This is a genomic window from Streptomyces sp. NBC_01298 (assembly GCF_035978755.1).
Classification (GTDB): Bacteria; Actinomycetota; Actinomycetes; order Streptomycetales; family Streptomycetaceae; genus Streptomyces.
In genome coordinates, this window is record NZ_CP108414.1 from 8,910,441 (window position 1) to 8,933,935 (window position 23,495).

General features: G+C 70.5%; 13 protein-coding genes and 1 pseudogene. 10 read left to right on the forward strand and 4 right to left on the reverse strand.

The genetic code is table 11. The annotated features are described in order from the left end of the window. Positions 1 to 51: 51 nt before the first annotated feature. Positions 52 to 1,131, forward strand: coding sequence for a LacI family DNA-binding transcriptional regulator (locus tag OG730_RS40625; protein ID WP_327309014.1), 1,080 nt, complete (start codon positions 52 to 54; stop codon positions 1,129 to 1,131). Between the two features lie 775 nt (positions 1,132 to 1,906). Here OG730_RS40625 and OG730_RS40630 read toward each other — a convergent pair. Next, positions 1,907 to 3,655 (reverse strand): glycoside hydrolase family 6 protein, encoded by a 1,749-nt coding sequence (locus OG730_RS40630; protein WP_327309015.1) that lies wholly within the window; start codon positions 3,653 to 3,655, stop codon positions 1,907 to 1,909. An 805-nt stretch (positions 3,656 to 4,460) separates the two neighbouring features. Between OG730_RS40630 and OG730_RS40635 the strand changes: the two genes are divergently transcribed. Continuing rightward, on the forward strand, positions 4,461 to 7,388 hold the full coding sequence (locus OG730_RS40635; RefSeq protein WP_327309016.1) for a glycoside hydrolase family 48 protein: 2,928 nt from the start codon (positions 4,461 to 4,463) through the stop codon (positions 7,386 to 7,388). A gap of 147 nt (positions 7,389 to 7,535) precedes the next feature. Further along, positions 7,536 to 8,666, forward strand: a pseudogene (locus OG730_RS40640) (GH12 family glycosyl hydrolase domain-containing protein). A 104-nt stretch (positions 8,667 to 8,770) separates the two neighbouring features. Here the strand turns inward: OG730_RS40640 and araA are convergent. Both araA and araB read right to left on the reverse strand, forming a co-directional pair. After that, entirely contained in the window at positions 8,771 to 10,282 is a 1,512-nt protein-coding gene (gene araA, locus OG730_RS40645; protein WP_327309017.1) for an L-arabinose isomerase, read from the reverse strand. 83 nt (positions 10,283 to 10,365) lie between these two features. Next, positions 10,366 to 12,060 carry a ribulokinase gene (gene araB, locus OG730_RS40650; protein WP_327309018.1) on the reverse strand — a complete coding sequence of 565 codons (1,695 nt, stop codon included), beginning with the start codon at positions 12,058 to 12,060 and terminating at the stop codon, positions 10,366 to 10,368. Positions 12,061 to 12,600: 540 nt separating this feature from the next. Between araB and OG730_RS40655 the strand changes: the two genes are divergently transcribed. From OG730_RS40655 to OG730_RS40675, 5 genes are all read left to right on the forward strand, one after another. Beyond that, positions 12,601 to 13,599 carry an ABC transporter substrate-binding protein gene (locus OG730_RS40655; protein ID WP_327309019.1) on the forward strand — a complete coding sequence of 333 codons (999 nt, stop codon included), beginning with the start codon at positions 12,601 to 12,603 and terminating at the stop codon, positions 13,597 to 13,599. A 94-nt stretch (positions 13,600 to 13,693) separates the two neighbouring features. Further along, a complete protein-coding gene (locus OG730_RS40660; RefSeq protein ID WP_327309020.1) occupies positions 13,694 to 15,253 on the forward strand; it encodes a sugar ABC transporter ATP-binding protein in 1,560 nt (519 codons plus the stop codon). Continuing rightward, positions 15,250 to 16,350: an ABC transporter permease gene (locus tag OG730_RS40665; RefSeq protein WP_327309021.1), complete on the forward strand. Its 1,101-nt coding sequence runs from the start codon at positions 15,250 to 15,252 to the stop codon at positions 16,348 to 16,350. The genes OG730_RS40660 and OG730_RS40665 overlap by 4 nt, the downstream gene beginning before the upstream one ends. Next, a complete protein-coding gene (yjfF, locus tag OG730_RS40670) occupies positions 16,347 to 17,369 on the forward strand; it encodes a galactofuranose ABC transporter, permease protein YjfF (RefSeq protein ID WP_327309022.1) in 1,023 nt (340 codons plus the stop codon). The genes OG730_RS40665 and yjfF overlap by 4 nt, the downstream gene beginning before the upstream one ends. Before the next feature lie 111 nt (positions 17,370 to 17,480). Next, positions 17,481 to 18,605, forward strand: coding sequence for an aldose epimerase family protein (locus OG730_RS40675; protein WP_327309023.1), 1,125 nt, complete (start codon positions 17,481 to 17,483; stop codon positions 18,603 to 18,605). Between the two features lie 144 nt (positions 18,606 to 18,749). On the opposite strand, the gene OG730_RS40680 is transcribed toward OG730_RS40675, so the two are convergent. Further along, positions 18,750 to 19,826 (reverse strand): LacI family DNA-binding transcriptional regulator, encoded by a 1,077-nt coding sequence (locus OG730_RS40680; RefSeq protein WP_442815163.1) that lies wholly within the window; start codon positions 19,824 to 19,826, stop codon positions 18,750 to 18,752. Between the two features lie 319 nt (positions 19,827 to 20,145). On the opposite strand from OG730_RS40680, the gene araD reads away from it, so the two are divergent. Both araD and OG730_RS40690 read left to right on the forward strand, forming a co-directional pair. After that, positions 20,146 to 20,883, forward strand: coding sequence for an L-ribulose-5-phosphate 4-epimerase AraD (araD, locus tag OG730_RS40685; protein ID WP_327309025.1), 738 nt, complete (start codon positions 20,146 to 20,148; stop codon positions 20,881 to 20,883). A 133-nt stretch (positions 20,884 to 21,016) separates the two neighbouring features. Continuing rightward, complete coding sequence (locus OG730_RS40690; RefSeq protein WP_327309026.1) at positions 21,017 to 23,488, forward strand: glycoside hydrolase family 9 protein; 2,472 nt, start codon at positions 21,017 to 21,019, stop codon at positions 23,486 to 23,488. Positions 23,489 to 23,495 lie beyond the last annotated feature (7 nt).

The following is a 23,495-nucleotide window of genomic DNA, read 5'->3' on the forward strand; positions in this document are numbered from 1 at the left end:
CACCTAAAGTACCTGTTCAGCTGACCGGGCCGGCGCCCGGCGCGGAGCGCGATGGCGCACGAGGGGAGTTCGAAAGTCGTGAGCGGACGGCAGAACGGCAGGCCCACCCTGGAAGAGGTCGCGGCCCTGGCCGGTGTCGGCCGGGGCACGGTCTCCCGGGTGATCAACGGCTCGCCTCGGGTGAGCGAGCAGGCCAAGGACGCCGTTGCCCGCGCCGTGGCCGAGCTGGGGTACGTACCGAACCAGGCGGCCAGGGCGCTGGCCGGCAACAGGACCGATGCGGTCGCCCTCGTGATCCCGGAGGCCGAGGCCAGGGTCTTCTCGGAGCCGTACTTCCTCGACCTGATCCGCGGGGTCAGCGCCGAGCTGGCCGAAGCCGACAAGCAGTTGCTGCTCACTCTGGTGCGGACCGAGGCCGAGCGTCAGCGGTTCGAGCACTACCTGGCCGCCCAGCGGGTCGACGGAGTGCTGCTGGCGTCCGTCCACGGCGACGACCCGCTGCCCGACCGGATCGTGCGGCTGGGGCTGCCGGTCGTCATGAACGGCCGGCGCTCCGAGGCCGAGCCGGTCGACTACGTGGACTCCGACAACATCGGCGCGGGACGGGCGGCCGTCGCCCACCTCGTGGGCCGGGGCCGCAGCCGGATCGCCACCATCAGCGGGCCGCTCGACATGTACGTGGCCCGCGCGCGTCTGGGCGGCTACCGCGCGGGGCTCGCCGAGGCCGGGATCCAGCCCGACGAGTCCCTGGTGGCGACCGCCGACTTCACCGAGGAGGGCGGCCGCCGGGCGATGCGCGAGCTCCTGGAGCGCGATCCCGGTCTGGACGCCGTCTTCGCCGCCTCCGACGTGATGGCGGCCGGTGCCCGAGGGGTGCTGCGCGAGGCGGGGCGGCGGGTCCCCGAGGACGTGGCCCTGGTCGGTGTGGACGATTCAGTGGTGGCCCGGCTGATGGATCCGCCGCTGACGAGCGTGCGCCAGCCGATCGAGGAGATGGGCCGCACGATGACCCGGCTGCTGCTCCGGAAGATCGCGGACGGGCCCGGAGGGGAGGGGGCCCCCGGGCACGGGCAGGGCGAGGGTGCGCGCCGAGTGCTTCCGACGGAACTGGTCGTGCGGGATTCCTCCTGAGCGGTTCGCCGCGAAGCCCGGCTCTCCGACAAGATCGGGTTCTGGCGGACGTTCGGGGGGAACGCGAAAGCTCCGGCCCGCAGACGGCTGAAGCAGATCAGGTCTCCGAATCTGCGGCCTACGCGCTGAGGGCTCACGCAGTTCTTGGGGCGGGTGGTGCGACATCGCGGTGTCGAGGCGGCGGGCGAGCGGGCCGAAGCGCTGGTGCTGCCGCTGAATTGGTGGCAGGAGGGCGGCTGGCCGCTGCGGACGTGGCTGTGCATGGCCGGCTCGCTGTCCGGTTTTGCCCTGTTCGCCGTCCACCGGCGCCGAACGGCTGCCGCGGGCCGTGAACCGCTGGTGATCCCTGGCTTGCTGCACGAGCCGGCCTTCGACGTCGGGCTCGGCGGCGTCCCCCGTTCTTCGGCCGCTGATCGGCACGAGACTCGTGCCGCCCCGGATCCTCCGGATCGGCCGACACTTCAGCGCCGGAGACGCGGGGCTCGCCGACCCGCCGATCGCGGTGGGATGCGCGATCGGCGGCGCGGTCAGCGGCGCGTTCCTCGCGGACGGGATCGGCCGCAAGGTGCCGCAGATCGGACCGCTCCCGGTGACTTCACCGGCGGTTTCCGCCACGTGCTGATCGTCCCCGGGGCGGCTCGATCGACGAGCCCGGGACGTGGCCGGAAATCGGCGGGACGAAGCTCCTCGTGGCGGGTTCTCCCTGAGCGTGCCGAGCCCGGGGCGGTACGGAAGCCGGATTCCGTACCGCTCCGGGGTTGTTACGGTCGGTGCGTCACAGTGCCGGGTGGGCGTTCTTCATGAGTTCCTGGAACTGGGGGGAGAACCACTGGCCCGCGAGCGGCGCGTCCGGGAGCGAGCCCGACATGCTGTTGCCGTTGCGGGCGTTGCCCGTGTATGTGGGGTCGCACATGCGGTCGAAGCCCTTGCCTTCGTTGTTCGGGATCTCCTTGCTCGCCCCGTCCGACTCGCCCGGGGGCTTGACCCACACGTATGCGTCGATGCCGGCGGCGGGCGCCGCCTGCGGCCGCTCGCCGAGGCCGGCGCCGGACTGGTTGCACCAGTTACCGAGGTGGATGCGGCGGTCGTAGCGGCCGCCGTTGACGTAGGTGTCCACGCTGGCAAGCGGGCCGGGTCCGGTCGGTCGTGCGGTGCCGCCCCAGCCGTTGCGGGAGGTGTCGATCAGCATGCCGATGTTGGCGTCGAAGCCGAGGGTGACGAGTTTGGCCCGCATGCCTTGGGCGTAGGACAATTCGTCGGTGTAGCGGTTCCAGTCGACCCACTTCGATTGGCGTACGGGGGTGCCGTTGATCGAGTCGTCGATCTTGAAGTGGTCCTCCTTCAGGGCGCTGTAGTTGGCGGTGTTCACGATGAAGCCGTGCACGTTGGAGAGGGTGGAGCCCTCGGCGGTGGCTGCCTGCTTGAACATTTCGGCGGAGGCGCCGAGGTTGTCGTCCCAGCCGAGCCAGCCGTGGTGGCCGGCGTCCACGTAGTTGTAGACGTTGGCGATGGAGCCGAGCTTGTTCAGTGCGTAGCCGACTCCCTTGATGTAGTTGCCGTTGGTCTTCATCACGTCGCAGTTGGCTGTGGCGGTGGGGCGGCCGGAGACGTTGGTGACCAGGTTGGGGAGGGAGTCGATCTCGACGGTGGTGACGATCCGCAGCCCCGCGTACTTGGAGTCGGCGAGGATGGCGGCGATCGGGTCGATGTACTGCGTCTTGTACTTGTCGATCTCGGTCGGCCCCAGCTCGCCGTTGGAGGCGAGCGCGGCGCAGTCGCGTCCGGGCAGGTTGTAGATCACGAACTGGACGACGAGCTCGCCGCTGCCCTTCTGGGCGAGCGCCGCGTCGAGGTGGGCGCGCAGGCCCATCCCGCCGTTGACACCCGCGATGGCGGCGGTGCGGTCCAGCCAGACGGAGGTGGGCTGGTTCGCCACTCTGCTGCCGCCGGGCTCGGCGGCTGCCTTGGCGGACCATTCGGGGTTCACGTACATCTTGGCGCCGGCGTACGGGTTGTCGGCCTTGCCGCCGGTCGGCGGCGGGGTCGTGGGCGGAGTGGTGGGCGGTGTCGTCGGGGGAGTGGTCGGCGGTTGGGTCGGGTCGGTGGCGCCGTTGCAGGTGACGCCGTTGAGCTTGAAGGTGGTGGGGACGGTGTTCGTGCCGGTGTGCGAACCGTTGAACCCGAAGGACGTCGAACCGCCCGTGGCCAGGTTCCCGTTGTAGGAGAGGCTCTTGGCCGTCACCGCGGCGCCGGACTGGGTGATGGTGGCGTTCCAGCCCTGGGTGATCTGCTGGCCGTTCGTGTAGGACCACTCCAGGGTCCAGGAGGCGACCGGGTCACCGGTGTTGGTGACGATCACGTTGGCGCCGAAGCCGGTGTTCCACTGGTTGGTGATCTGGTACTCGACCTTGCAGCCCGTGGTGGCGGCGCCGGCGGAGGTGCCGAACACGGTGGCGGTCGCGCCGGCGGCCGTGACGAGGCTGAGGGCCGCGAACAGGGCGGTGCGGGGGATCGTGCGGCTCATTTCGGGGTGCCTTTCAGTTCAGGGCGCGCAGGTGGTCGCGCAGCCCGGTGCCGAATGCGGTGGGGGTGATCGGGCTGGGCCGGAGGGGTGCTTCCAGGTGTTGCGGGTCCAGCGGGGGGACGAGGGGGCGCGGGCGTCCGGCCACACCATGGCGCGGTCGGCGGTCGGTGAACGCCGATCGGTGAGCGGCCGTCCATAGGCGTTCTCGCCGATCTCACCCGCGGCCGGGTGGGACCGGGCTGTGGCCGGGGGTGAGGATTGAGCCTCGACACGCCTTCCAAGCAGGCGTGTCGAGGACGTGGAGGGGGCAGGCCATGGCCGGATGGCCCGTCGGGCAGGTGGGTGAATGGGTGAGCCGCCGGCTCAGGCCGTTGTAGGCAATGCCGCGGGCCGGTGGGGATTGCGGACGCCGGTCACGTGAGGTGCGTTCACCAGGTTCTGTGTGCCCGCGACCGTCTGGTCGTTGCCCGGCAGGTGACGCCGTCGCGCAAGGTCACTGCTGCTCCGCCGAGCAGCAGTGACAGACGCGGGGCCGTCACATGAGCGAGCCCTCGCAGCAAGGTCGCGCTGTGACGGCACACCAACCGTGGAAGCGCTCCCACTCGCTTGGGCCAGACCGTAGCGGCAACTGCCGCCAAGCAAAAGAGGAGTTGAGTAAATTCCTCACGCAACTCTTTCGACTCTTCACGCGTCTTGACGGCACCTCGCCTCCTCTGCACAGTGGGAGCGCTCCCATTGGTTCAGAGCTTGTGCGCACTCGTTCTTCCCATCCCCGTCTCCCCGAGTCGCGAGGAGAACCATCCGCATGTCCGCGCATCCCCCACCCAGACGAAGCGTCCGACGCGGCAGGCTGCTGACCGCGTCGGCCACGGCCCTCTCGCTCTCCCTCCCCCTCGGCCTCACGGCCGTCGGCGCGACCACCGCCGCGGCCGCCGCGGTGCAGTGCAGCGTCGATTACAAGGTCAACGACTGGGGCTCGGGTTTCACTGCCGAGCTCACCCTCACCAACCGGTCCGCCACCACGCTCGACGGGTGGACCCTGGCCTACGACCACACGGGCAACCAGCAGCTCACCAACGGCTGGAACGGCACCTGGACCCAGTCCGGCAAGAGCGTCCGCGTCGTGGCCCCCGACTGGAACAAGACCGTCGCCGCGGGCGCGGCCGTCACCACCGGCGCCCAGTTCTCCTACAGCGGGACCAACGCCGCCCCCACCTCTTTCGCCGTCAACGGCACCCCGTGCACCGGAGCCCACCAGCCTCCGGTGGCCGTGCTGACCAGTCCCGCCCCCGGCGCCGTCTACACCGTGGGCACCGCCGTCCCGCTCGCCGCCACCGCCGCGGCGGCCGACGGCGCCACCGTGGGCAAGGTCGAGTTCTACAGCGACACCACGCTCCTGGGCACAGACGCCACGGCCCCCTTCACCTTCGCCGCCACCAGCCTCGCCGCTGGTTCCCACTCCCTCTACGCCAAGGCCTACGACAGCCTCGGAGCCTCCGCCGAGTCGGCTCCCGTCGGCATCACCGTCGCCGCCGGCCCCGCCCTCGTAGCCACCCCCGCGCAGCTCTCCGTACGCCGCGGGGAGACGGCGACCTTCGACCTGAAGCTCTCCAAGCAGCCGGCCGCGAACGTCACGGTGGGCGTGGCCCGCACCTCGGGCAACACCGACCTCACCGCGACACCCGTCGAGCTCACCTTCACCCCGGCGAACTGGAACACCGCCCAGAAGGTGACCGTCACCGCCGGGGCAACCGGCAGCGGCTCCGCCGTCTTCACCGCGACCGCCCCCGGCCATGCGAAAACCGAGGTGACGGTGGCCCAGTTGGCCGCCGACTCCACGTACGACGCCCGCTTCCTCGACCTCCACGGGAAGATCACCAACCCGGCCAACGGCTACTTCTCGCCCGAGGGCATCCCGTACCACTCCGTCGAGACGCTGATCGTGGAGGCCCCGGACCAGGGGCACGAGACGACCTCGGAGGCCTACAGCTACCTGATCTGGCTGCAGGCGATGTACGGGAAGATCACCGGGGACTGGACCAAGTTCAACGGCGCGTGGGAGGTCATGGAGAAGTTCATGATCCCCACCCACGCGGACCAGCCGACGACCGGCTCCTACAACGCCTCCAAGCCCGCCACCTACGCCCCCGAGCACGACCTTCCCTCGCAGTACCCGGCCAAGCTCGACGGAGGGGTCGCCTCCGGCGTGGACCCGATCGCCGGCGAGCTGAAGAGCGCGTACGGCACGGACGACATCTACGGCATGCACTGGCTCCAGGACGTCGACAACGTCTACGGCTTCGGCAACGAGCCCGGAAAGTGCTCCGCCGGACCGACCGCGACCGGACCCTCGTACATCAATACCTTCCAGCGCGGACCCGAGGAATCGGTCTGGGAGACCGTTCCGCACCCCACCTGCGACAAGTTCGCCTACGGCGGCAGGAACGGCTACCTCGACCTCTTCACCGGGGACTCCTCCTACGCCAAGCAGTGGAAGTTCACCAACGCCCCGGACGCCGACGCGCGCGCCATCCAGGCCGCCTACTGGGCGGACGTCTGGGCCAAGGAACAAGGCAAGGGCACCCAGGTCACCGGGACCGTCTCCAAGGCGGCGAAGATGGGCGACTACCTGCGGTACTCCATGTTCGACAAGTACTTCAAGAAGGCCGGGAACTGTGTCGGCCCGACCGTCTGCCCCGCCGGCACGGGCAAGGACAGCGCGCACTACCTGATGTCCTGGTACTACGCCTGGGGCGGCGCCACCGACACCGCGGCCGCCTGGTCCTGGCGGATCGGCTCCAGCCACGCCCACGGCGGCTACCAGAACCCGCTCGCCGCCTACGCGCTCAGCGAGTACGCCCCGCTGAAGCCCAAGTCGGCGACCGGCTCGGCGGACTGGGCGATCAGCCTCGACCGGCAGCTGGAGTTCTACCGCTGGCTCCAGTCCGACGAGGGCGCCATCGCGGGCGGTGCGACCAACAGCTGGCAGGGGCGCTACGCGCAGCCCCCGGCCGGGACCCCCACGTTCCACGGGCTCTTCTACGACGAGAAGCCCGTCTACCAGGACCCGGCGTCCAACCAGTGGTTCGGGTTCCAGGCCTGGTCCATGGAGCGGGTCGCCGAGCTCTACCAGCAGACGGGGGACGCCGCCGCCAAGACCGTGCTCGACAAGTGGGTCGGCTGGGCCCTGTCGAAGACGACGATCAACCCCGACGGCACCTACCGCATCCCCTCCACCCTCAAGTGGTCCGGCGCCCCCGACACCTGGAACGCGTCGGCGCCCGGCGCCAACTCGGGCCTGCACGTCACCGTCGCGGACTACACCGACGACGTGGGCGTGGCCGCCGCCTACGCCAAGACCCTCACCTACTACGCCGCGAGGTCCGGCAACGCCGAGGCCAAGCGGGTCGCCAAGGCCCTCCTCGACGGCATGTGGGCCCACCACCAGGACTCCCTGGGCGTCGCCGTCCAGGAGACGCGGACCGACTACAGCCGCTTCGCCAACCCGGTGTACGTGCCCAGCGCGTGGACGGGCACCATGCCGAACGGCGACGCGGTGAACTCCGCCTCCACCTTCGCCTCGATTCGTACCTTCTACCAGGACGACCCGGCCTGGCCGAAGATCGAGGCCTACCTCGCGGGCGGCGCCGCGCCCGTCTTCACGTACCACCGGTTCTGGGCCCAGGCGGACATCGCCCTGGCCATGGGCTCGTACGCGGAGCTGCTCGAATAACAGCCCGCCCCGCCTGAAGAACAGCCACGCGTACGACGAGGCCGGGCAGCCCCTGAGGACCTGCCCGGCCTCAACACGTCCACCCGTCACGTCTCTTCGCCTTGTGGGAGCACTCTCCCCCATCACCGTCTCTCTAAGAGGATCCGCATGCGACCTTCACCGCACCATGCCCGCGGCGCGCTGGGCCTGCTGGGCGCGCTGCTCACCGTGTTCGTCTCGTTGGCCGCGCTCCTCACCGCCGCATCGGCGGCTCAGGCCGACACCACGATCTGTGAGACGTTCGGGTCGGCGACGATCCAGGGCCGCTACGTCGTCCAGAACAACCGTTGGGGCACCAACGACAGCCAGTGCATCGTCGTCACCGACTCGGGGTTCAGGATCACCCGGGCCGATGGTTCGGTTCCCACGAACGGCGCCCCGAAGTCCTACCCGTCCGTGTACAACGGCTGCCACTACACCAACTGCTCGCCCGGCACCAACCTCCCGGCCCGGCTCGGCAGCGTCTCCAGCGCTCCCACCAGCATCTCGTACGGCTATGTCACCGACGGCGCGTACGACGCCGCGTACGACATCTGGCTCGATCCCACGCCCCGCACCGACGGTGTGAGCCGGACCGAGATCATGGTGTGGTTCCACAAGGTCGGCCCGGTACAGCCCGTGGGCTCCCCGGTCGGGTCCGCCACCGTGGCAGGGCGCCAGTGGGAGGTGTGGTCGGGCAACAACGGCTCCAACGACGTGCTGTCGTTCGTCGCACCGTCGGCGATCAGCAGTTGGAACTTCGACGTCATGGACTTCGTCCGGCAGGCCGTCTCCAGGGGACTGGCGCAGAACAGCTGATACCTGACGAGCGTTCAGGCGGGATTCGAGCCGTGGCAGAACGGCGCCGGCCTCGCCGTGACCTCGTTCTCCTCGACGGTCAACACGGGCTCCTCCGGTGACCCGGGCGGCCCCGGAGGCTCCACGGCCTGCGAGGTGGCGTACGCGCCGAACGTCTGGCTGGGCGGTTTCACCACCGACGTCACCGTCACCAACACCGGCTCCTCCCCGGTGAGCAACTGGAAGCTCGCGTTCACCCTGCCCTCAGGGCAGCAGGTCACCAACGCCTGGAACGCGAACGTTTCCCCGGCGTCGGGAGCCGTCACGGCCGGCAACGTCGGCTACAACGCGGAGATCGCCGCCGGCGGCCGGGCGTCCTTCGGATTCCAGGGAACCTTCAGTGGCGGCTTCGCCAAGCCCTCCGGTTTCAGCCTGAACGGGAGCGCCTGCACCATCGCGTGACACGCGCCCACCCCGTCCGGGGCCCGCCCGTTTCTCCATGTCCACGGGCGGGCCCCGGACACCGTGTCAGATGTGGTGCATCGCTCGCCAGGCACGCCTGACGGTCAAAGCCCCAGTGCCAGCCGGTAGTACGCCTGGTTCCAGCGGAGATCGCGCCGGAACTGCTTCGGGGTGGTGGTCTCGTCGATGAGGGCGAGCTCCAGGCGGAGCATTTCCGCCAGGTCGTCGAGGTGGTCGGAGGTCAGGGCGGTACTGAGGACGGTGTGGTGCGGCCCTCCGGCCGTCAGCCAGGATTCGGTGGAGGTCCGCAGGTCGGGGCGGGGCCGCCAGACCGCGCGGGCGACGGGCAGTGCGGGCAGCGGGTGAGGGGGTGCGACCACGTCGATGTCATTGGCGATCAGGCGGAAGCGGTCGCCGAGGTCGGCGAGCCCGACCACCACGGCCGGACCGGGCGCCGCGTCGAACACCAGCCGCACCGGGTCCTCCCGCCCGCCGATGCCGAGGGGGTGGATCTCGCAGCTGGGCCTGGAGGCGGCGATGGTGGGGCAGACTTCCAGCATGTGCGCGCCGAGGATGAGCTCGTTGCCGGGTGTCAGGTCGTAGGTGTAGTCCTCCATGAAGGAGGTGCCGCCCGGGAGGCCGGCGGCAGCCACCTTGAGGGCGCGCAGCAGGACGGCGGTCTTCCAGTCACCCTCTCCTCCGAAGCCGTACCCCTGGGCCATGAGCCGCTGGACCGCGAGGCCGGGCAGCTGGCGCAGTCCGCCCAGGTCCTCGAAGTTGGTGGTGAAGGCCCCGAAGCCGCCCGTTCGGAGGAAGGTGCGCAGGCCGGCTTCGATGCGGGCCGCGTAACGCAGCGCGTCGTGCCGTTCGCCGCCCGGTCGCAGTTCCGGCGCCAGGTCGTACAGGTCGGCGTACTCCTCGACGAGGGAAGCCACGTCGGTCTCGTCCGCGCTGTCGACGACCTTCACCAGGTCGTTGACGCCGTAGGTGTTGACGGAGACGCCGAGGCGCAGCTGGGCCTCGACCTTGTCGCCCTCGGTGACGGCCACGTCGCGCATGTTGTCGCCGAAGCGGGCGACCTTGAGGGTGGCCAGTTCGGATCGTGCGGCGGCCGCCCGCGCCCAGATCGCGACGCGTGCGCTCGTCTCGGGATCGGTGACGTGGCCGGCCACCGTTTTGCGGGGTACGCCCAGACGGGTCTGGATGTGCCCGAACTCGCGGTCTCCGTGGGCGGCTTGGTTGAGGTTCATGAAGTCCATGTCGATGGTGTCCCAGGGCAGGGCCACGTTCGACTGGGTGTGGAGGTGCAGCAACGGCTTGCGCAGCGCGTCCAGTCCGGCGATCCACATCTTGGCCGGAGAGAAGGTGTGCATCCAGGCGATCAGCCCGATGCACCGGTCGTCGGCGTTCGCGTCGAGGCACACCCGGCGGATGGCGTCGGCGTCGGTCAGTACCGGCTTCCACACCACGCGCGCCGGAAGGCCGGAGGCGTCGGCCAGCACGGTGGCGATCTGCCGCGACTGTTCGGCGACCTGCTTCAGCGTCTCCTCCCCGTACAGGCCTTGGCTGCCGGTGAGGAACCAGATCTCCTGGGCGGGCGATGCTTGGCTGGGCACATGGACTCCTGAAGGTGACGTCCCGCAACGGTGGTGAGGGCGGCGGGCGGGTGGGAACGCGGGAACGGACAACGGGGCGGGAGTCAGCCCGCGGTGTGGGTCGTGTCGCGGATGTGCCTGAGGCGGTGCAGCAGGCCACCCGTGGCGAAGTGGTCGTGCAGGAGCCGGTATTCGGCGAAGAGGGCGTCGTACGCCTCGGCCCGGGTGGCGTCGGGCAGGTAGACGGCGGGCAGTCGGCGGCCCATGGCGGCGGTGGCCGTCCGTACGTCGCCGTGCGCGCCGGCGGCTACGGCGGCGTGGATGGCCGACCCGAGGGCGGGGCCCTGGTCGGACGCGGCCAGGGAGACGGGGCGGCGCAGCACGTCGGAGTAGATCTGCATCAGCAGTTCGTTCTTGGCCAGTCCGCCGGCGACGATGAACTCGTAGACCGGTACGCCGCCTGCTTCCAGGGCCTCCACTATGACGCGGGTGCCGAACGCGGTGGCTTCGAGCAGTGCGCGGTAGACGTCCTCGGGGCGGGTCGCGAGGGTGAGGCCCACGATGACTCCGGAGAGGTGGTGGTCGACGAGGACCGAACGGTTGCCGTTCAGCCAGTCGAGGGCGACCAGTCCGTGTCCGCCGACCGGCTGGTGGGCGGCCTTCCGGGTCAGCAGGGTGTGCAGGTCCTCGCCGCGGTCGGCGGCCTCGGCGAGGTAGTCCGACGGGACGCCTTGGTCCAGCACCCAGGCGAAGATGTCGCCGACCGCGCTCTGGCCGGCCTCGTAGCCGTAGGTCCCCTCGACGATCCCGCCGGCCACGACACCGCAGATGCCGGGGACGTCGGCGAGGACGGGGGCGTTCACGACGTGGCAGGTGGAGGTCCCCATGATGGCGAGCAGTTGTCCGTCCTCGACGGCCTGGGCCGCCGCCGCGGTGACATGGGCGTCGACGTTGCCCGCGGCCACGGCGATGCCGGGCCGCAGCCCCGTCCACGCCGCCGCCTGCGTACTGAGCGAGCCCACGCGTGAGCCCAGAGCGGAGAGGGGGAATTCGAGGCGGGTGCGTGCGAAGTCGGCGAACCGGGGGTTCAGCGCGGCGAGGTACTCCTCGCTCGGGTACGCGCCGTCCTGGTGGATGCCCTTGTATCCGGCGGTGCAGGCGTTGCGGGACTCGGTTCCGGTGAGCTGCCACACGATCCAGTCGGCGGCCTCGATCCACCGCGCGCAGCTTTCGTAGACGAGCGGGTCTTCTTCCAGGACCTGCAGCGCCTTCGCGAACTGCCACTCGGCGGAGATCCGGCCGCCGTAGCGGGCGATCCACTTCTCCCCGCGGGCGTGGGCGAGTTCGTTGATGCGGTCGGCATGGGACTGGGCGGCGTGGTGCTTCCACAGCTTGGGCCACGCGTGGGGCCGTCCGGCGAGCTCGGTCTCGGCGAGGGGAGTCCCGTCGGCCAGCGTGGGCAGGACGGTGCAGGCGGTGAAGTCGGTGGCGATGCCGATCACCGCGGCGGGATCGATCCCGGCCGCCGCCAGGGCCTCGGGGACGGCGTGGCGCAGTACGTCCCGCCAGTCCTGGGGGTGTTGCAGGGCCCAGTCCGGAGGCAGCGGCGCACCGCCTTGCGGCAGGTACCGGTCGATGACGCCGTGCCGGTAGGGCTGGACCGCCGCGGCCAGCTCCTGACCGTCGCGTACCCGCACCACCACGGCGCGGCCCGACAGGGTGCCGAAGTCGACACCGACCGTGTACTGCTCCGATTCCTCGGACGGAGGGGCGGGCGCGAGGAGATGGGGTGACGTCAACAGAGTGCCTTTCGAAGGAGCCGTGGGTGGCACGCGGCGCGGCCCGGCAGCCGGAGATGCCGTCCCGACCATCCTGGCGGTGGTCGGCGGAGGATCCGATGAGCTTGCAGTGTGAGCGCTAACAATGTCGATAGGCAAGGGGTCTGCGTGGATCATGTGGGAGACCCCCGTGGTGCGGCGGCCTTCGTATACGGGGCCGCGGCTCGGAATGCCTTTGAATCGCGGCGGTTGAGGTCTCCGATTCGGGTAGGCGGGGTCGATGGTCGCGCGAACGGGTGGAGTCCGCGTTGTTGTCGCGCATGGCGCGGTAACGGACAGGTAACGCGCGCAAAGGGGTTGAGAACCCGGCTTGTTAGCGCTCACAATGCGACGGCGCCCCCTCAAGGGCATCCCGCTCCTGTCGCACCGCACCGCACCGCGCCGCCCCGCCCCTTCCCCGGCTCCGGCCCCGGCCCCGTCACGCCCATGACCACACGGGCGCAGCCCGGCACCGGCCGTGCGGAGCCTCATCCGTAGCCCCCCCCCGAAAGGACACCCGTCATGGCTCGCAGAGCAGCCCTCGTCCTCACCGTCGTCCTTCTCGCCTCCTCGGCGCTGACCGCCTGCTCGACCGAGGGCCCCGCCTCCGCCCCGGCCTCCGGGGCCAAGTCGGGCTCCGGCGGCACGATCACCATGGGCTTCGCCCAGGTCGGCGCCGAGAGCGGTTGGCGTACCGCCAACACCAAGTCCGTCCAGGAGGCGGCGAAGAAGGCCGGGATCGAACTCAAGTTCTCCGACGCGCAGCAGAAGCAGGAGAACCAGATCAAGGCGATCCGCACCTTCATCCAGCAGAAGGTCGATGTGATCGCCTTTTCGCCGGTCGTGGAGTCCGGCTGGGACACGGTGCTCAAGGAGGCCAAGGACGCGGGCATCCCGGTCATCCTCACCGACCGGGCCGTGGACACCAAGGACACCTCCCTCTACAAGACCTTCCTGGGCTCGGACTTCGTCAAGGAGGGCAAGTCCGCGGGCGAGTGGCTGACCGGCGCGTACGCGAACGAACAGGGCCCGGTCAACATCGTCGAGCTCCAGGGCACCACGGGCTCGGCACCCGCCAACGACCGCAAGGCCGGCTTCGCCGATGCCATCCGGGCCGACGGCAAGTTCAAGATCGTCGCCTCGCAGACGGGCGACTTCACCCGCGCCAAGGGCAAGGAGGTCATGCAGGCGTTCCTGAAGTCCCAGAAGGACATCGATGTCCTCTACGCCCACAACGACGACATGGCCCTCGGCGCCATCCAGGCCATCGAGGAGTCCGGCAAGAAGCCCGGTACGGACATCAAGGTGATCTCGGTGGACGGGATCAAGGACGCCTTCGTCGCCATGACCGAGGGCAAGATCAACGTCGTGGTGGAGTGCAACCCGATGCTCGGCGACCAGCTGATGGAGCTGGCCAAGAAGGTCGTGGCGGGGGAGAGCGTGCCGACCCGGGTCGAGACCCAGGAGGGCGTCTTCCCGCAGGACAAGGCCGCGGCCGCCCTGCCGTCCCGGAACTACTGACGCGACAGGTTCCGGTGCCGGAGGAGGCCCGGCTCCGGTGCCTCCTTCACCCTCCGGAGCCCGCTCCACCACCCCACACATGAGAGGAGGGCGGATGACGCATCCGTCCACCCCACCGGCCACGGGCGCCGGCGGCCCGCGGCCGGTCCTGGAAGCCCACGACATCCGCAAGCGGTTCCCGGGCGTGCTCGCCCTCGACGGAGTCGCCCTGCGGCTCTTCCCCGGTGAGGTGCACGCCCTGATGGGTGAGAACGGCGCCGGGAAGTCCACCTTGATCAAGGTGCTCACCGGTGTCCACCCCGCCGACGGCGGCGCCATCCTCGTGGACGGCCGGCCCCACGCGTTCACGGACCCCCTCCAGGCGCAACAGGCCGGAATCAGCACCGTTTACCAGGAGGTCAACCTCTGCCCGAACATCTCGGTGGCCGAGAACATCCTCATCGGGCGCGAACCGCGCCGGTTCGGCCTCATCCACTGGTCGGCCACGCGGCAGCGGGCGGCAGAGCTGCTGACGGAACTCGACCTCGACCTGGACGTCACCAGTCTGCTCGATTCGCACTCCCTGGCGGTGCAGCAACTGGTCGCCATAGTCCGGGCGGTGGACGTCTCGGCGAAGGTGCTCGTGCTGGACGAACCCACCTCCAGCCTGGATCGCGAGGAGGTCGCCCAGCTCTTCACCCTGGTACGGCGCCTGCGGGACCGCGGTGTGGCCATCCTGTTCGTCACGCACTTCCTCGACCAGGTGTTCGACCTCTGCGACCGCGTCACCATCCTGCGCAACGGCAGGCTGGAAGGCGAGTACCCGATCGGGGAACTCACCCCGGTGACGCTGGTGCAGCGCATGATCGGCGGAGAACTGGCCACCCTCGACCAGCTGTCCGGCCGCGCCCACGAGGAAGCGGCCGAACGGGCGACCGGCGAGCCGTTCCTCCGGGCCCGCCAGCTGACCCGTACGGGCTCGATCGAACCGTACGACCTCGACATCCATGCCGGCGAGGTCATCGGACTGGCCGGCCTCCTGGGCTCGGGCCGCACCGAGGCGGCGCGCCTCCTGTTCGGCGCGGACAGCGCGGACGCCGGAGAAGTGAGCATCGAGGGCGAGAAGGTGGTCCTGCGCAGCCCCCGCCACGCCATCGCCCGGGGCATCGCGTTCTGCTCCGAGAACCGCAAGTCCGAGGGACTGGTGGGCGAGCTCACGGTCCGCGAGAACATCATCCTCGCGTTGCAGGCCGCCCGCGGCTGGACCAGGCCGCTGGCCCGCGCGAAACAGGACGAACTGGCACGGCACTGGATCGAAGCCCTGGACATCCGCCCCGCCGACCCCGAAGCGCAGGTGCGCCACCTCAGCGGAGGCAACCAGCAGAAGGTCCTCCTCGCGCGCTGGCTGCTGACCGCACCCCGGCTCCTGATCCTCGACGAACCCACCCGGGGCATCGACATCGGAGCCAAGGCGGAGATCCAGAAACTCGTGGCCCGCCTGGCGGGCGAAGGCACCGCCGTGCTGTTCATCTCGGCGGAACTCGAAGAGGTCCTGCGCCTGAGCCACCGCATCGCCGTGCTCCGGGACCACCGCATGGTGGCCACCCTCGCGAACGACGACACCGTCACGCCCGAACGCCTCCTCACCACCATCGCCACCGGATCGGACTCATGACCACCCAGCCCGCCAAGTCCGAGGCGGCCGCCGCGATCGGGAGACGGCTGGCCAGCCACCGCCTGCTGTGGCCCGCGCTCATCCTGCTCGCCCTGCTCCTCGGCAACCTCGCGTTCCACCACGACTTCTTCTCCGTCCGCGTACGCGACGGCCATCTCTACGGCAGCCTCATCGACATCCTCCAGTTCGGTGCGCCACTCATCCTGGTGGCGCTCGGCATGACCCTGGTCATCGCCACCCGCGGGATCGACCTCTCGGTGGGTTCCACCGTCGCCATCGCCGGCGCCCTCGCCTGCGGGCACATCTCCACCGCCGCGCATCCCGGCAGCGTCGCCACTCTGCTCACGGCCGTCGCCCTCGCGCTCGGCGTCGCCCTCGTGCTGGGCCTGGCCAACGGCTTCCTGGTGTCCGGGCTGGGGGTACAGCCCATCGTGGCCACCTTGATCCTCATGGTCGCGGGCCGCGGCGTCGCCCAGCTGATCACGGACGGCCAGATCGTCACCGTGACCAGCGCCCCCTACAAAATGATCGGCGGGGGCTACTGGCTGACCTTCCCGTTCGCCGTCCTCCTGGCGGCCGCCCTCGTCGCGCTCACCGCCCTCGTCACCCGCCGCAGCGCACTCGGCATGCTCATCGAGTCCGTCGGCGGCAACCCCGCCGCCAGCCGCCTGGTCGGCATCCGCGCCGGCGGCCTCCTCGCCCTGGTCTACGTCTTCAGCGCGCTGTGCGCCGCCGTCGCCGGGCTGATGATCAGCTCCAACGTCTCCAGCGCCGACGGCAACAACGCAGGCCTGTGGATCGAGCTCGACGCGATCCTCGCCGTCGTCGTCGGCGGCACCGCACTGACCGGAGGACGCTTCTCCCTCGGCGGCACCGTCCTCGGCGCACTGATCATCCAGACCCTGTCCACCACCGTCTACACCCTCGGTGTCCCACCCGAGACCACCCTCGTCTTCAAGGCCTTCGTCGTCATCGTCGTCTGCCTCGTGCAGTCCCCGGTCTTCCGGGCCAAGGTCCTGCGCCGCCGCGGGACGACCACTCCCCGATCCCACACCCCGGCGGGCGCCACCCCGCAGCAGCAGGAGGTACGCGCATGAGTACCGGCATCGCGAGCGCCGCCGCGCACCTCACCCGCCCCTTCGCGACCGTGTCCCCGCGCACCCGCACCCGTATCCCACTGATCGTCACGGCCGTCCTGCTGGCCGTCATGTTCGGCGTCGGATCGGTGCGCTACGAGGGCTTCCTCTCCGCGCAGGTCGTACTGAACCTGCTGATCGACAACGGATTCCTCCTGGTCGTCGCGGTTGGGGCGACCTTCGTCATCCTCACCGGCGGCATCGATCTGTCCGTCGGCTCCATGGTGGCCCTGTCGACCATGCTCACCGCCTGGCTGGTCGAGTCGCACGGCTGGCCCCTGGCCACCGTCATCCCCCTGGTCCTGCTCGTCGGCGCCGCGAGCGGGACGCTCATGGGCTGGATCATCCACACCTTCGAGATACAGCCGTTCATCGTCACCCTGGCCGGCATGTTCCTCGCCCGCGGGCTCTGCTACACGATCAGCACCGAATCCATCACGATCAGCGACCCCACCACGGCGGGAATCGCGCAGACCCGGCTGTACGGCCCGGGAGGACTGTTCGTCTCGATCCCGGTGGTCATCGCCCTGGCCGTGCTGGCGATCGCCTTCGTCGTCCTGCACCACACGCGCTTCGGCCGCAACGTGTACGCGCTGGGCGGCAACGAGTCCTCCGCTCGGCTGATGGGTCTTCCGACGGGCTTCACCAAGATCGCCGCATACGCCGTCAGCGGCCTGTGCTCCGCACTCGGCGGCCTGCTGCTGACCTTCTACATGCTCTCCGGCTACGCCCTCCACGCCATGGGCATGGAACTCGACGCGATCGCCGCCGCCGTGATCGGCGGCACGCTGCTGACCGGAGGCTCCGGCTTCGTCCTGGGCACCGCCCTCGGCGTGCTCGTCCTCGGCATGATCCAGACGGTCATCAACTTCCAGGGCACGCTCAGCTCCTGGTGGACCCGGATCGTCATCGGCGCCCTGCTGCTCGTGTTCATCGTGCTGCAACGCCTGATGAGCGGTCGCCGCCCCGCCACCGACTGACTCCGGCTCCGGCTCCGCAGCCCACCCGCCCGTGCCACCGCGTTCGCGTGCCGTGATCAGAGCTTGGTCCCGGCGCACATCCGGTGGACCGACTTTCCAGGGAATGCCGTCATGGAACACGCATACGAATCTGTCGATCAGGCCGCCGAGCCCAGGCAGACGGCCGCCTGTCCGCGGACGGCCCGCCCCCTGCGCCTGGACGATGGGGGAACGGGGGAGAGGTGGCGGTTCGGCTTCCCCGGCAGGGCCCGTGCCGAGGTCCACACGCGCGGCGCCCGGCTCCGTTCACTGATCCTGCCGGACCGCTGGGGCCACACCGCCGACGTGGTGCTCGCGCCCCGCGACCCCGCCGCCCGCGAGGGCTCCGCACGCTACTTCGGTGCGACGGTGGGCCGTTACGCCAACCGCATCGCACGCGGCGGGCTCGTGGTCGACGGCGTCACCCACCAGCTCGCCACCCAGGAGACCGGGCACACCTTGCACGGTGGTCCCGACGGGTTCGACCAGCGCCTGTGGCGGTGCGAACCCTTCCACTCGGCGCACCGCACCGGTGTCCGGCTGTTTCTGCACAGCCCCGACGGCGACCAGGGATTCCCCGGTGCCCTGAACGTGCGCCTCACCTACACGCTGGACCGCGGCGACAACCTGGCGATGTCGTACCAGGCGGTCGCCGACGCGCCGACGATCGTCAACCTCACCAACCACGCCTACTGGAACCTCGAAGGGGAGGGGCGGGGCAACGTCCTGGCCCACCACCTCCAGGTCGCGGCCCCCCTCTACACCCCCGTCGACGCCGAGTTGATCCCCGAAGGCTCCCACCGCCCGGTCAGCGACACCCCGTTCGACCTCCGCCGGCACCGGCGTCTCTCCGACGCCCTGACCCATACGGAGGCGCAACTGGCCCTCGCCGGCGGAGGCTTCGATCACAACTGGGTCCTCGACGACGCCCGGCGGGACAGTCCTCGTAAGGCCGCCGTGCTGTACGCCCCCGCATCCGGCCGCCGCATGGAGGTGCGCACCACGGAGCCGGGCATCCAGGTCTACACCGCGCAAGGCCTGACCGGTGACATCACGGGCAAGGCAGGCCGGCCGTACCACGCCTACGCGGGGGTCGCGCTGGAGACCCAGCACTTCCCGGACTCCCCGAACCGCCCCGACTACCCGACGGTCGTCCTGCGCCCGGGCGAGCTGTACCGGTCGACCACGATCCACAGTTTCACCACGGTCGCTGCCTGAGAGGGGCGGCGGCGGCCGTAGCCGCTGTCCGGTGCCGGGGGGCACCGGACAGCGGCTTTGGTGCCTGCGCCCGGTTTCCGCGTACGAAGACGCGCCCGGGGCCCGGCCTCCTGCGAGAGGGGCCAACGGCCGGGCACGTGGGGGTCATTCGCCGGGGGGAGCGATCCTGCGGGCCGTGCTGGCGCGCACGATGAGCTCGGGCGCCACCACCAGGTGGGTCGACTCGTCGGTCCTGCCCTCGATGTGGTCCAGGAGCAGCCCGATGCTGTCGCGGCCGAGCGAGGCGAAGTCCTGGCGGATCGTCGTCAGCGGGGGCGGGAAGAACTCCGCCTCGGGGATGTCGTCGAAGCCGGCGACCGCCACGTCCTCGGGCGTCCGCAGGCCCGCTTCCCGCAGGGCCCGTAGGACACCGAGGGCCATCTGGTCGTTGGCGACGAACACCGCGGTGAGGCCGGCTCCCTGCCCTCGTGATGCCAGGACCCGCCCCGCCAGCTGCTGGCCGGCCTGGTATCCCGACAGTGGGCTCCAGTCACCTCGCAGTACGGGCGGCACCTCGGCGCCGGCATCGCGCAGCGCGTCCTGCCACCCCTGTGTGCGGGCCTCGCTCTCGAGCCAGTCGGGGGGGCCCGCCACGTGCCACACCGTGGCGTGGCCCGATGCGAGAAGGTGCTCCGTGATCATGCGGGCGCCGAGGTTCTGGTCCAGCGACACCCCCGGCAGGTCGAGGGTGTGGCCGCCTTCCACGGTGACCACGGGACACGGTGCCTCCAATGCCGCGAGGGCGCGCACCGCGGCGCGTTGCGGGGTGACGGCGACGATGCCCTCCACGCCCCATCCGGCGAGGTGCTGCATGGCCTCGGCGAGGGCCGTCTGCGTGGCGGTGCGCAGCGTGACGGCGGACGTCAGGTAGCCGCGGTCCCGAGCCGCCTCCTGCACTCCCGCCACGGTGCTGGCGGGCCCGTGCAGAGTGGTGTTCACCGCGATGACGCCCAGCGTGTGGGTCCGGCGGGTGGCCAGAGCCCGGGCCGCCGAATTGCGGCGGTACCCCAGCTGCTCGATGACCTGAGTCACCGCGGCCCGGGTCTTGGCGCTGACGTTCGGGTGGTCGCTGAGCACCCGCGAAACGGTCTGATGGGACACGCCGGCGACGCGCGCGACGTCCGTCATCGTGGGCGCTCGCGAGACGTCTGGGAGCTGGGTCAACTCTCTTCCTTTCCTCATCGAGCGGCCTTCCCTCAAGGTACCGAACCAGCCGCGGCCCGCACACATCTCGGACCGGCCGGAGGATTGTCGACCCCGGATAGATGTTTGCGTTCACATTATGCAGCGTAGATCGTGTGCTGGGGGCAGAAATCTCCTCGTACCTCTTGAGATTGCTGCTTGTTAGCGCTCACAATCTGATCGGGGCGGCCGAGGTGGGCCAGCCGCGATGTGCTGCGGCCCCGATCAGTCCAGTCCACTCGTGCGCGACCGCGGGGGCCCGCCGGGCGGCGGTCCCGGAGAAACCCGCCGCGCATGCCGGAGAGATGGTGAGAGCGTAGTGAGCGAGACCTTCCTGGGGGACCTCCGTCGTGAGGTCCTCGCAGCCAACCTGCGCATCCCGGAGGCCGGTCTGGCCACCCTCACCTGGGGAAACGTCAGCGGAGTGGACCGAGACGCGGGCGTCTTCGTCATCAAGCCGTCCGGCGTCTCCTACGCCGACCTCACCGAGGAGGACCTCGTGGTGGTGGCGCTGGAGGACGGGCGGGTCGTCGGGGGACGCCTCAGGCCGTCCACCGACACCGAAACCCATCGGTGCCTCTACCGGGCCTTCCCCTCCATCGGCGGCGTCACCCACACGCACTCGACGCACGCCGTCGCCTTCGCTCAGGCGCGCCGCCCGATCCCCGTCCTCGGCACGACCCACGCCGACACCTTCAACGGGCCCGTTCCCGTGACGGAGGACCTCACCGCCGAGCAGTGCGCGCGGGACTACGAGTACAACACCGGACAGGTGATCGTCGCCCGGCTCGACGGGGACCCCCGGCTGGCCGACGAGGTCCCCGGAGCACTCGTTTCACGACACGGACCCTTCACCTGGGGTGCCACCGCGAAGGCGGCGCTGGAGAACGCCATCGTCTGCGAGGCCGTGGCGGAGATGGCGCTGCACACGCTGGCGCTGGGGTCCCGCCTCGGGGAAGCCTCCGAACCGCCGAAGCATCTGCTGGAGCGGCACTTCACCCGTAAGCACGGACCGGACGCCTACTACGGCAACGTCCCTCACGCCCCGGGTGCCTGAAACACGGCCTACTCCCGGGCAAAGGTCCCTCAACTGCCTTTTCAGGCAGGCGCCTTGACGTTTCCGTCGGGCGCCTGGCTTGATTGGGAGCGCTCCCACTCTGAGCCCCCACCCCCCCGAGGAAGGCTTCACCGTGCCTCCTGTCCCCTCGACCCGCGGCGTGCCACGTCGCGCGGCCGCTGCACTCGCCGGCCTCGCGCTGGCCGTCGGCGGCCTGTCCACGACCGCCCTGACCGTTCCTGTCGCGGCTGCCGCCACCGTGGCGGCCGCTGCCGACACGCCTGTACGGGTCAACCAGCTCGGCTACCTGCCCGACGGCCCCAAGCGGGCCACCGTGGCCAGCTCCGCGACAGCCCCGCTCGCCTGGCAACTGCGCGACGCCTCCGGCGCCGTGGCCGCCACGGGCGTCACCACGGCGCGCGGTGCCGACCAGGCGTCCGGCCAGTCCACCCATATGGTGGACTTCGGCGCGTACACCGGCGCCGGCGCCGGTTACACCCTGGTCGTCGGCGGCCAGAGCAGCCACCCCTTCGACATATCCGCCTCGCTGTACGACGGACTGCGCGCCGACAGCATGTCGTTCTTCTACCAGCAGCGCAGCGGTATCGCGATCGACGCCGCCCTGGCGGGCGGCAGCGCCTATGCCCGCCCCGCCGGGCACCTGGGCGTCGCCCCGAACAAGGGCGACACCAGCGTCCCCTGCCAGGCCGGGGTGTGCGACTACCAAGTAGACGTGCGCGGCGGCTGGTACGACGCGGGCGACCAGGGCAAGTACGTGGTCAACGGCGGCATCTCCGTCTGGGAGATGGTCAACTCCTTCGAACGGGCCCGCCGTTCGGGCGGCGACGCGGCGCTCGGCGACGCGACGCTGCGGGTGCCGGAGCGTGGCAACGGGACGCCGGACGTGCTGGACGAGGCCCGCTGGGAGCTGGAGTTCCTGCTGCGGATGCAGGTCCCGGCGGGGAAGCCGATGGCCGGGATGGCCTTCCACAAGATGCACGACGCCAAGTGGACGGCTCTGCCGACCCGGCCCGAACTCGATTCCGAACAGCGTGAGGTGCACAAGCCGTCGACCGCCGCGACGCTGAACCTGGCCGCCTCGGCCGCGCAGTGTGCACGGGTGTACGCGCCGTACGACGCCGCGTTCGCCGCGCGCTGCCTGGACGCGGCCCGCCGTGCCTGGACGGCTGCCAAAGCGAACCCGAGCGTGCTCGCCCTGGCGAGCGACAACACCGGCGGCGGTGCGTACGAGGACGCCGACGTCTCCGACGAGTTCTACTGGGCGGCGGCGGAACTCCTGGCCACCACGGGCGAGTCCCAGTACGGGGATGCCGTCACTTCCTCCCCGCACCATACCAAGGCCGTGGACGCGTTCTGGTGGGGCGGCACCGCGACGCCCGGCCGCATCACCCTCGCCACCGTCCCCGGCGTGGCCCTGCCCGCCGACGACGTGTCCCGGCTGCGCGGCCTGCTGACCACGGCCGCCGACGGCCACCTGTCCACCATGGCCGGCCAGGGCTACGCCGTGCCCCTCGCCGCCACCGGGTACGTGTGGGGTTCCAACAGCTCCGTCACCAACAACGCGATGGTGCTGGCCGTCGCCTACGAGATCACCGGGCAACAGCGCTATCGGGCCGGAGCCTTGGAGTCCCTGGACTATCTGCTCGGCCGCAACGCACTGGACCTCTCCTACGTCACCGGCTACGGCGACCGCACTTCCGAGAACCAGCACCACCGGTTCTGGGCGCACCAGAACGACGCCTCGCTGCCGCACCCGCCGGCCGGTTCCTTCGCGGGCGGGCCGAACGCCGGCCTGGAGGACCCGGTGGCCAAGGAGAAGCTCGCGGGCTGCGCACCGGCGGCCTGCTACGTGGACGACATCGGCTCGTACTCCACCAACGAGGTGGCCATCAACTGGAACGCCTCGCTGGCCTGGCTGGCGGCCTTCGCGGCTGAGCGGCGCAGCGCCCCGGCGGCGCCCGTGGTCCAGGTCGTACCGGCGGCCGTGACGGTCCCGGAGGGCGGCTCGGCGCCGGTGGGTGTACGGCTCTCGGCAGCGCCCGCGCAGAACGTGACGGTGACGGTGGCCCGGACCTCCGGCGACGAGGACCTGTCCGCAACCGCGACCCTGGTGTTCACCCCGGCCAACTGGGCGACGGCGCAGCAGGTTTCGGTCCTCGCCGCGCAGGACCCCGACGCGGCGTCGGGCAGCGCGACGCTCACGGCCGGTGGTCCTGGCGTGCAGTCGGCGACGTTCACGGCGACGGAGGCGGACGACGACGCTTCGGCGGCCTCCTGCGCGGTGGCGTACCGGATCGACAACGCCTGGGGCAACGGCTTCACGGCGACGGTGACCGTGAAGAACACCGGAACCTCAACGGTCTCCGGCTGGACCCTCGGCTGGAGCTTCGCGGGTGACCAGCGGATCACCAACGCCTGGAACGCCACGGTGAGCCAGTCGGGCAGCACGGTCACCGCCCGGGACACCGGATGGAACGGAACCCTGGCACCCGGCGGCAGCGTGAGCTTCGGCTTCCAGGCGACGTACTCGGGTACCAACGCGATGCCGGCGCGCTACACGCTGGGCGGAGCACTCTGCTCCTGAATGACCG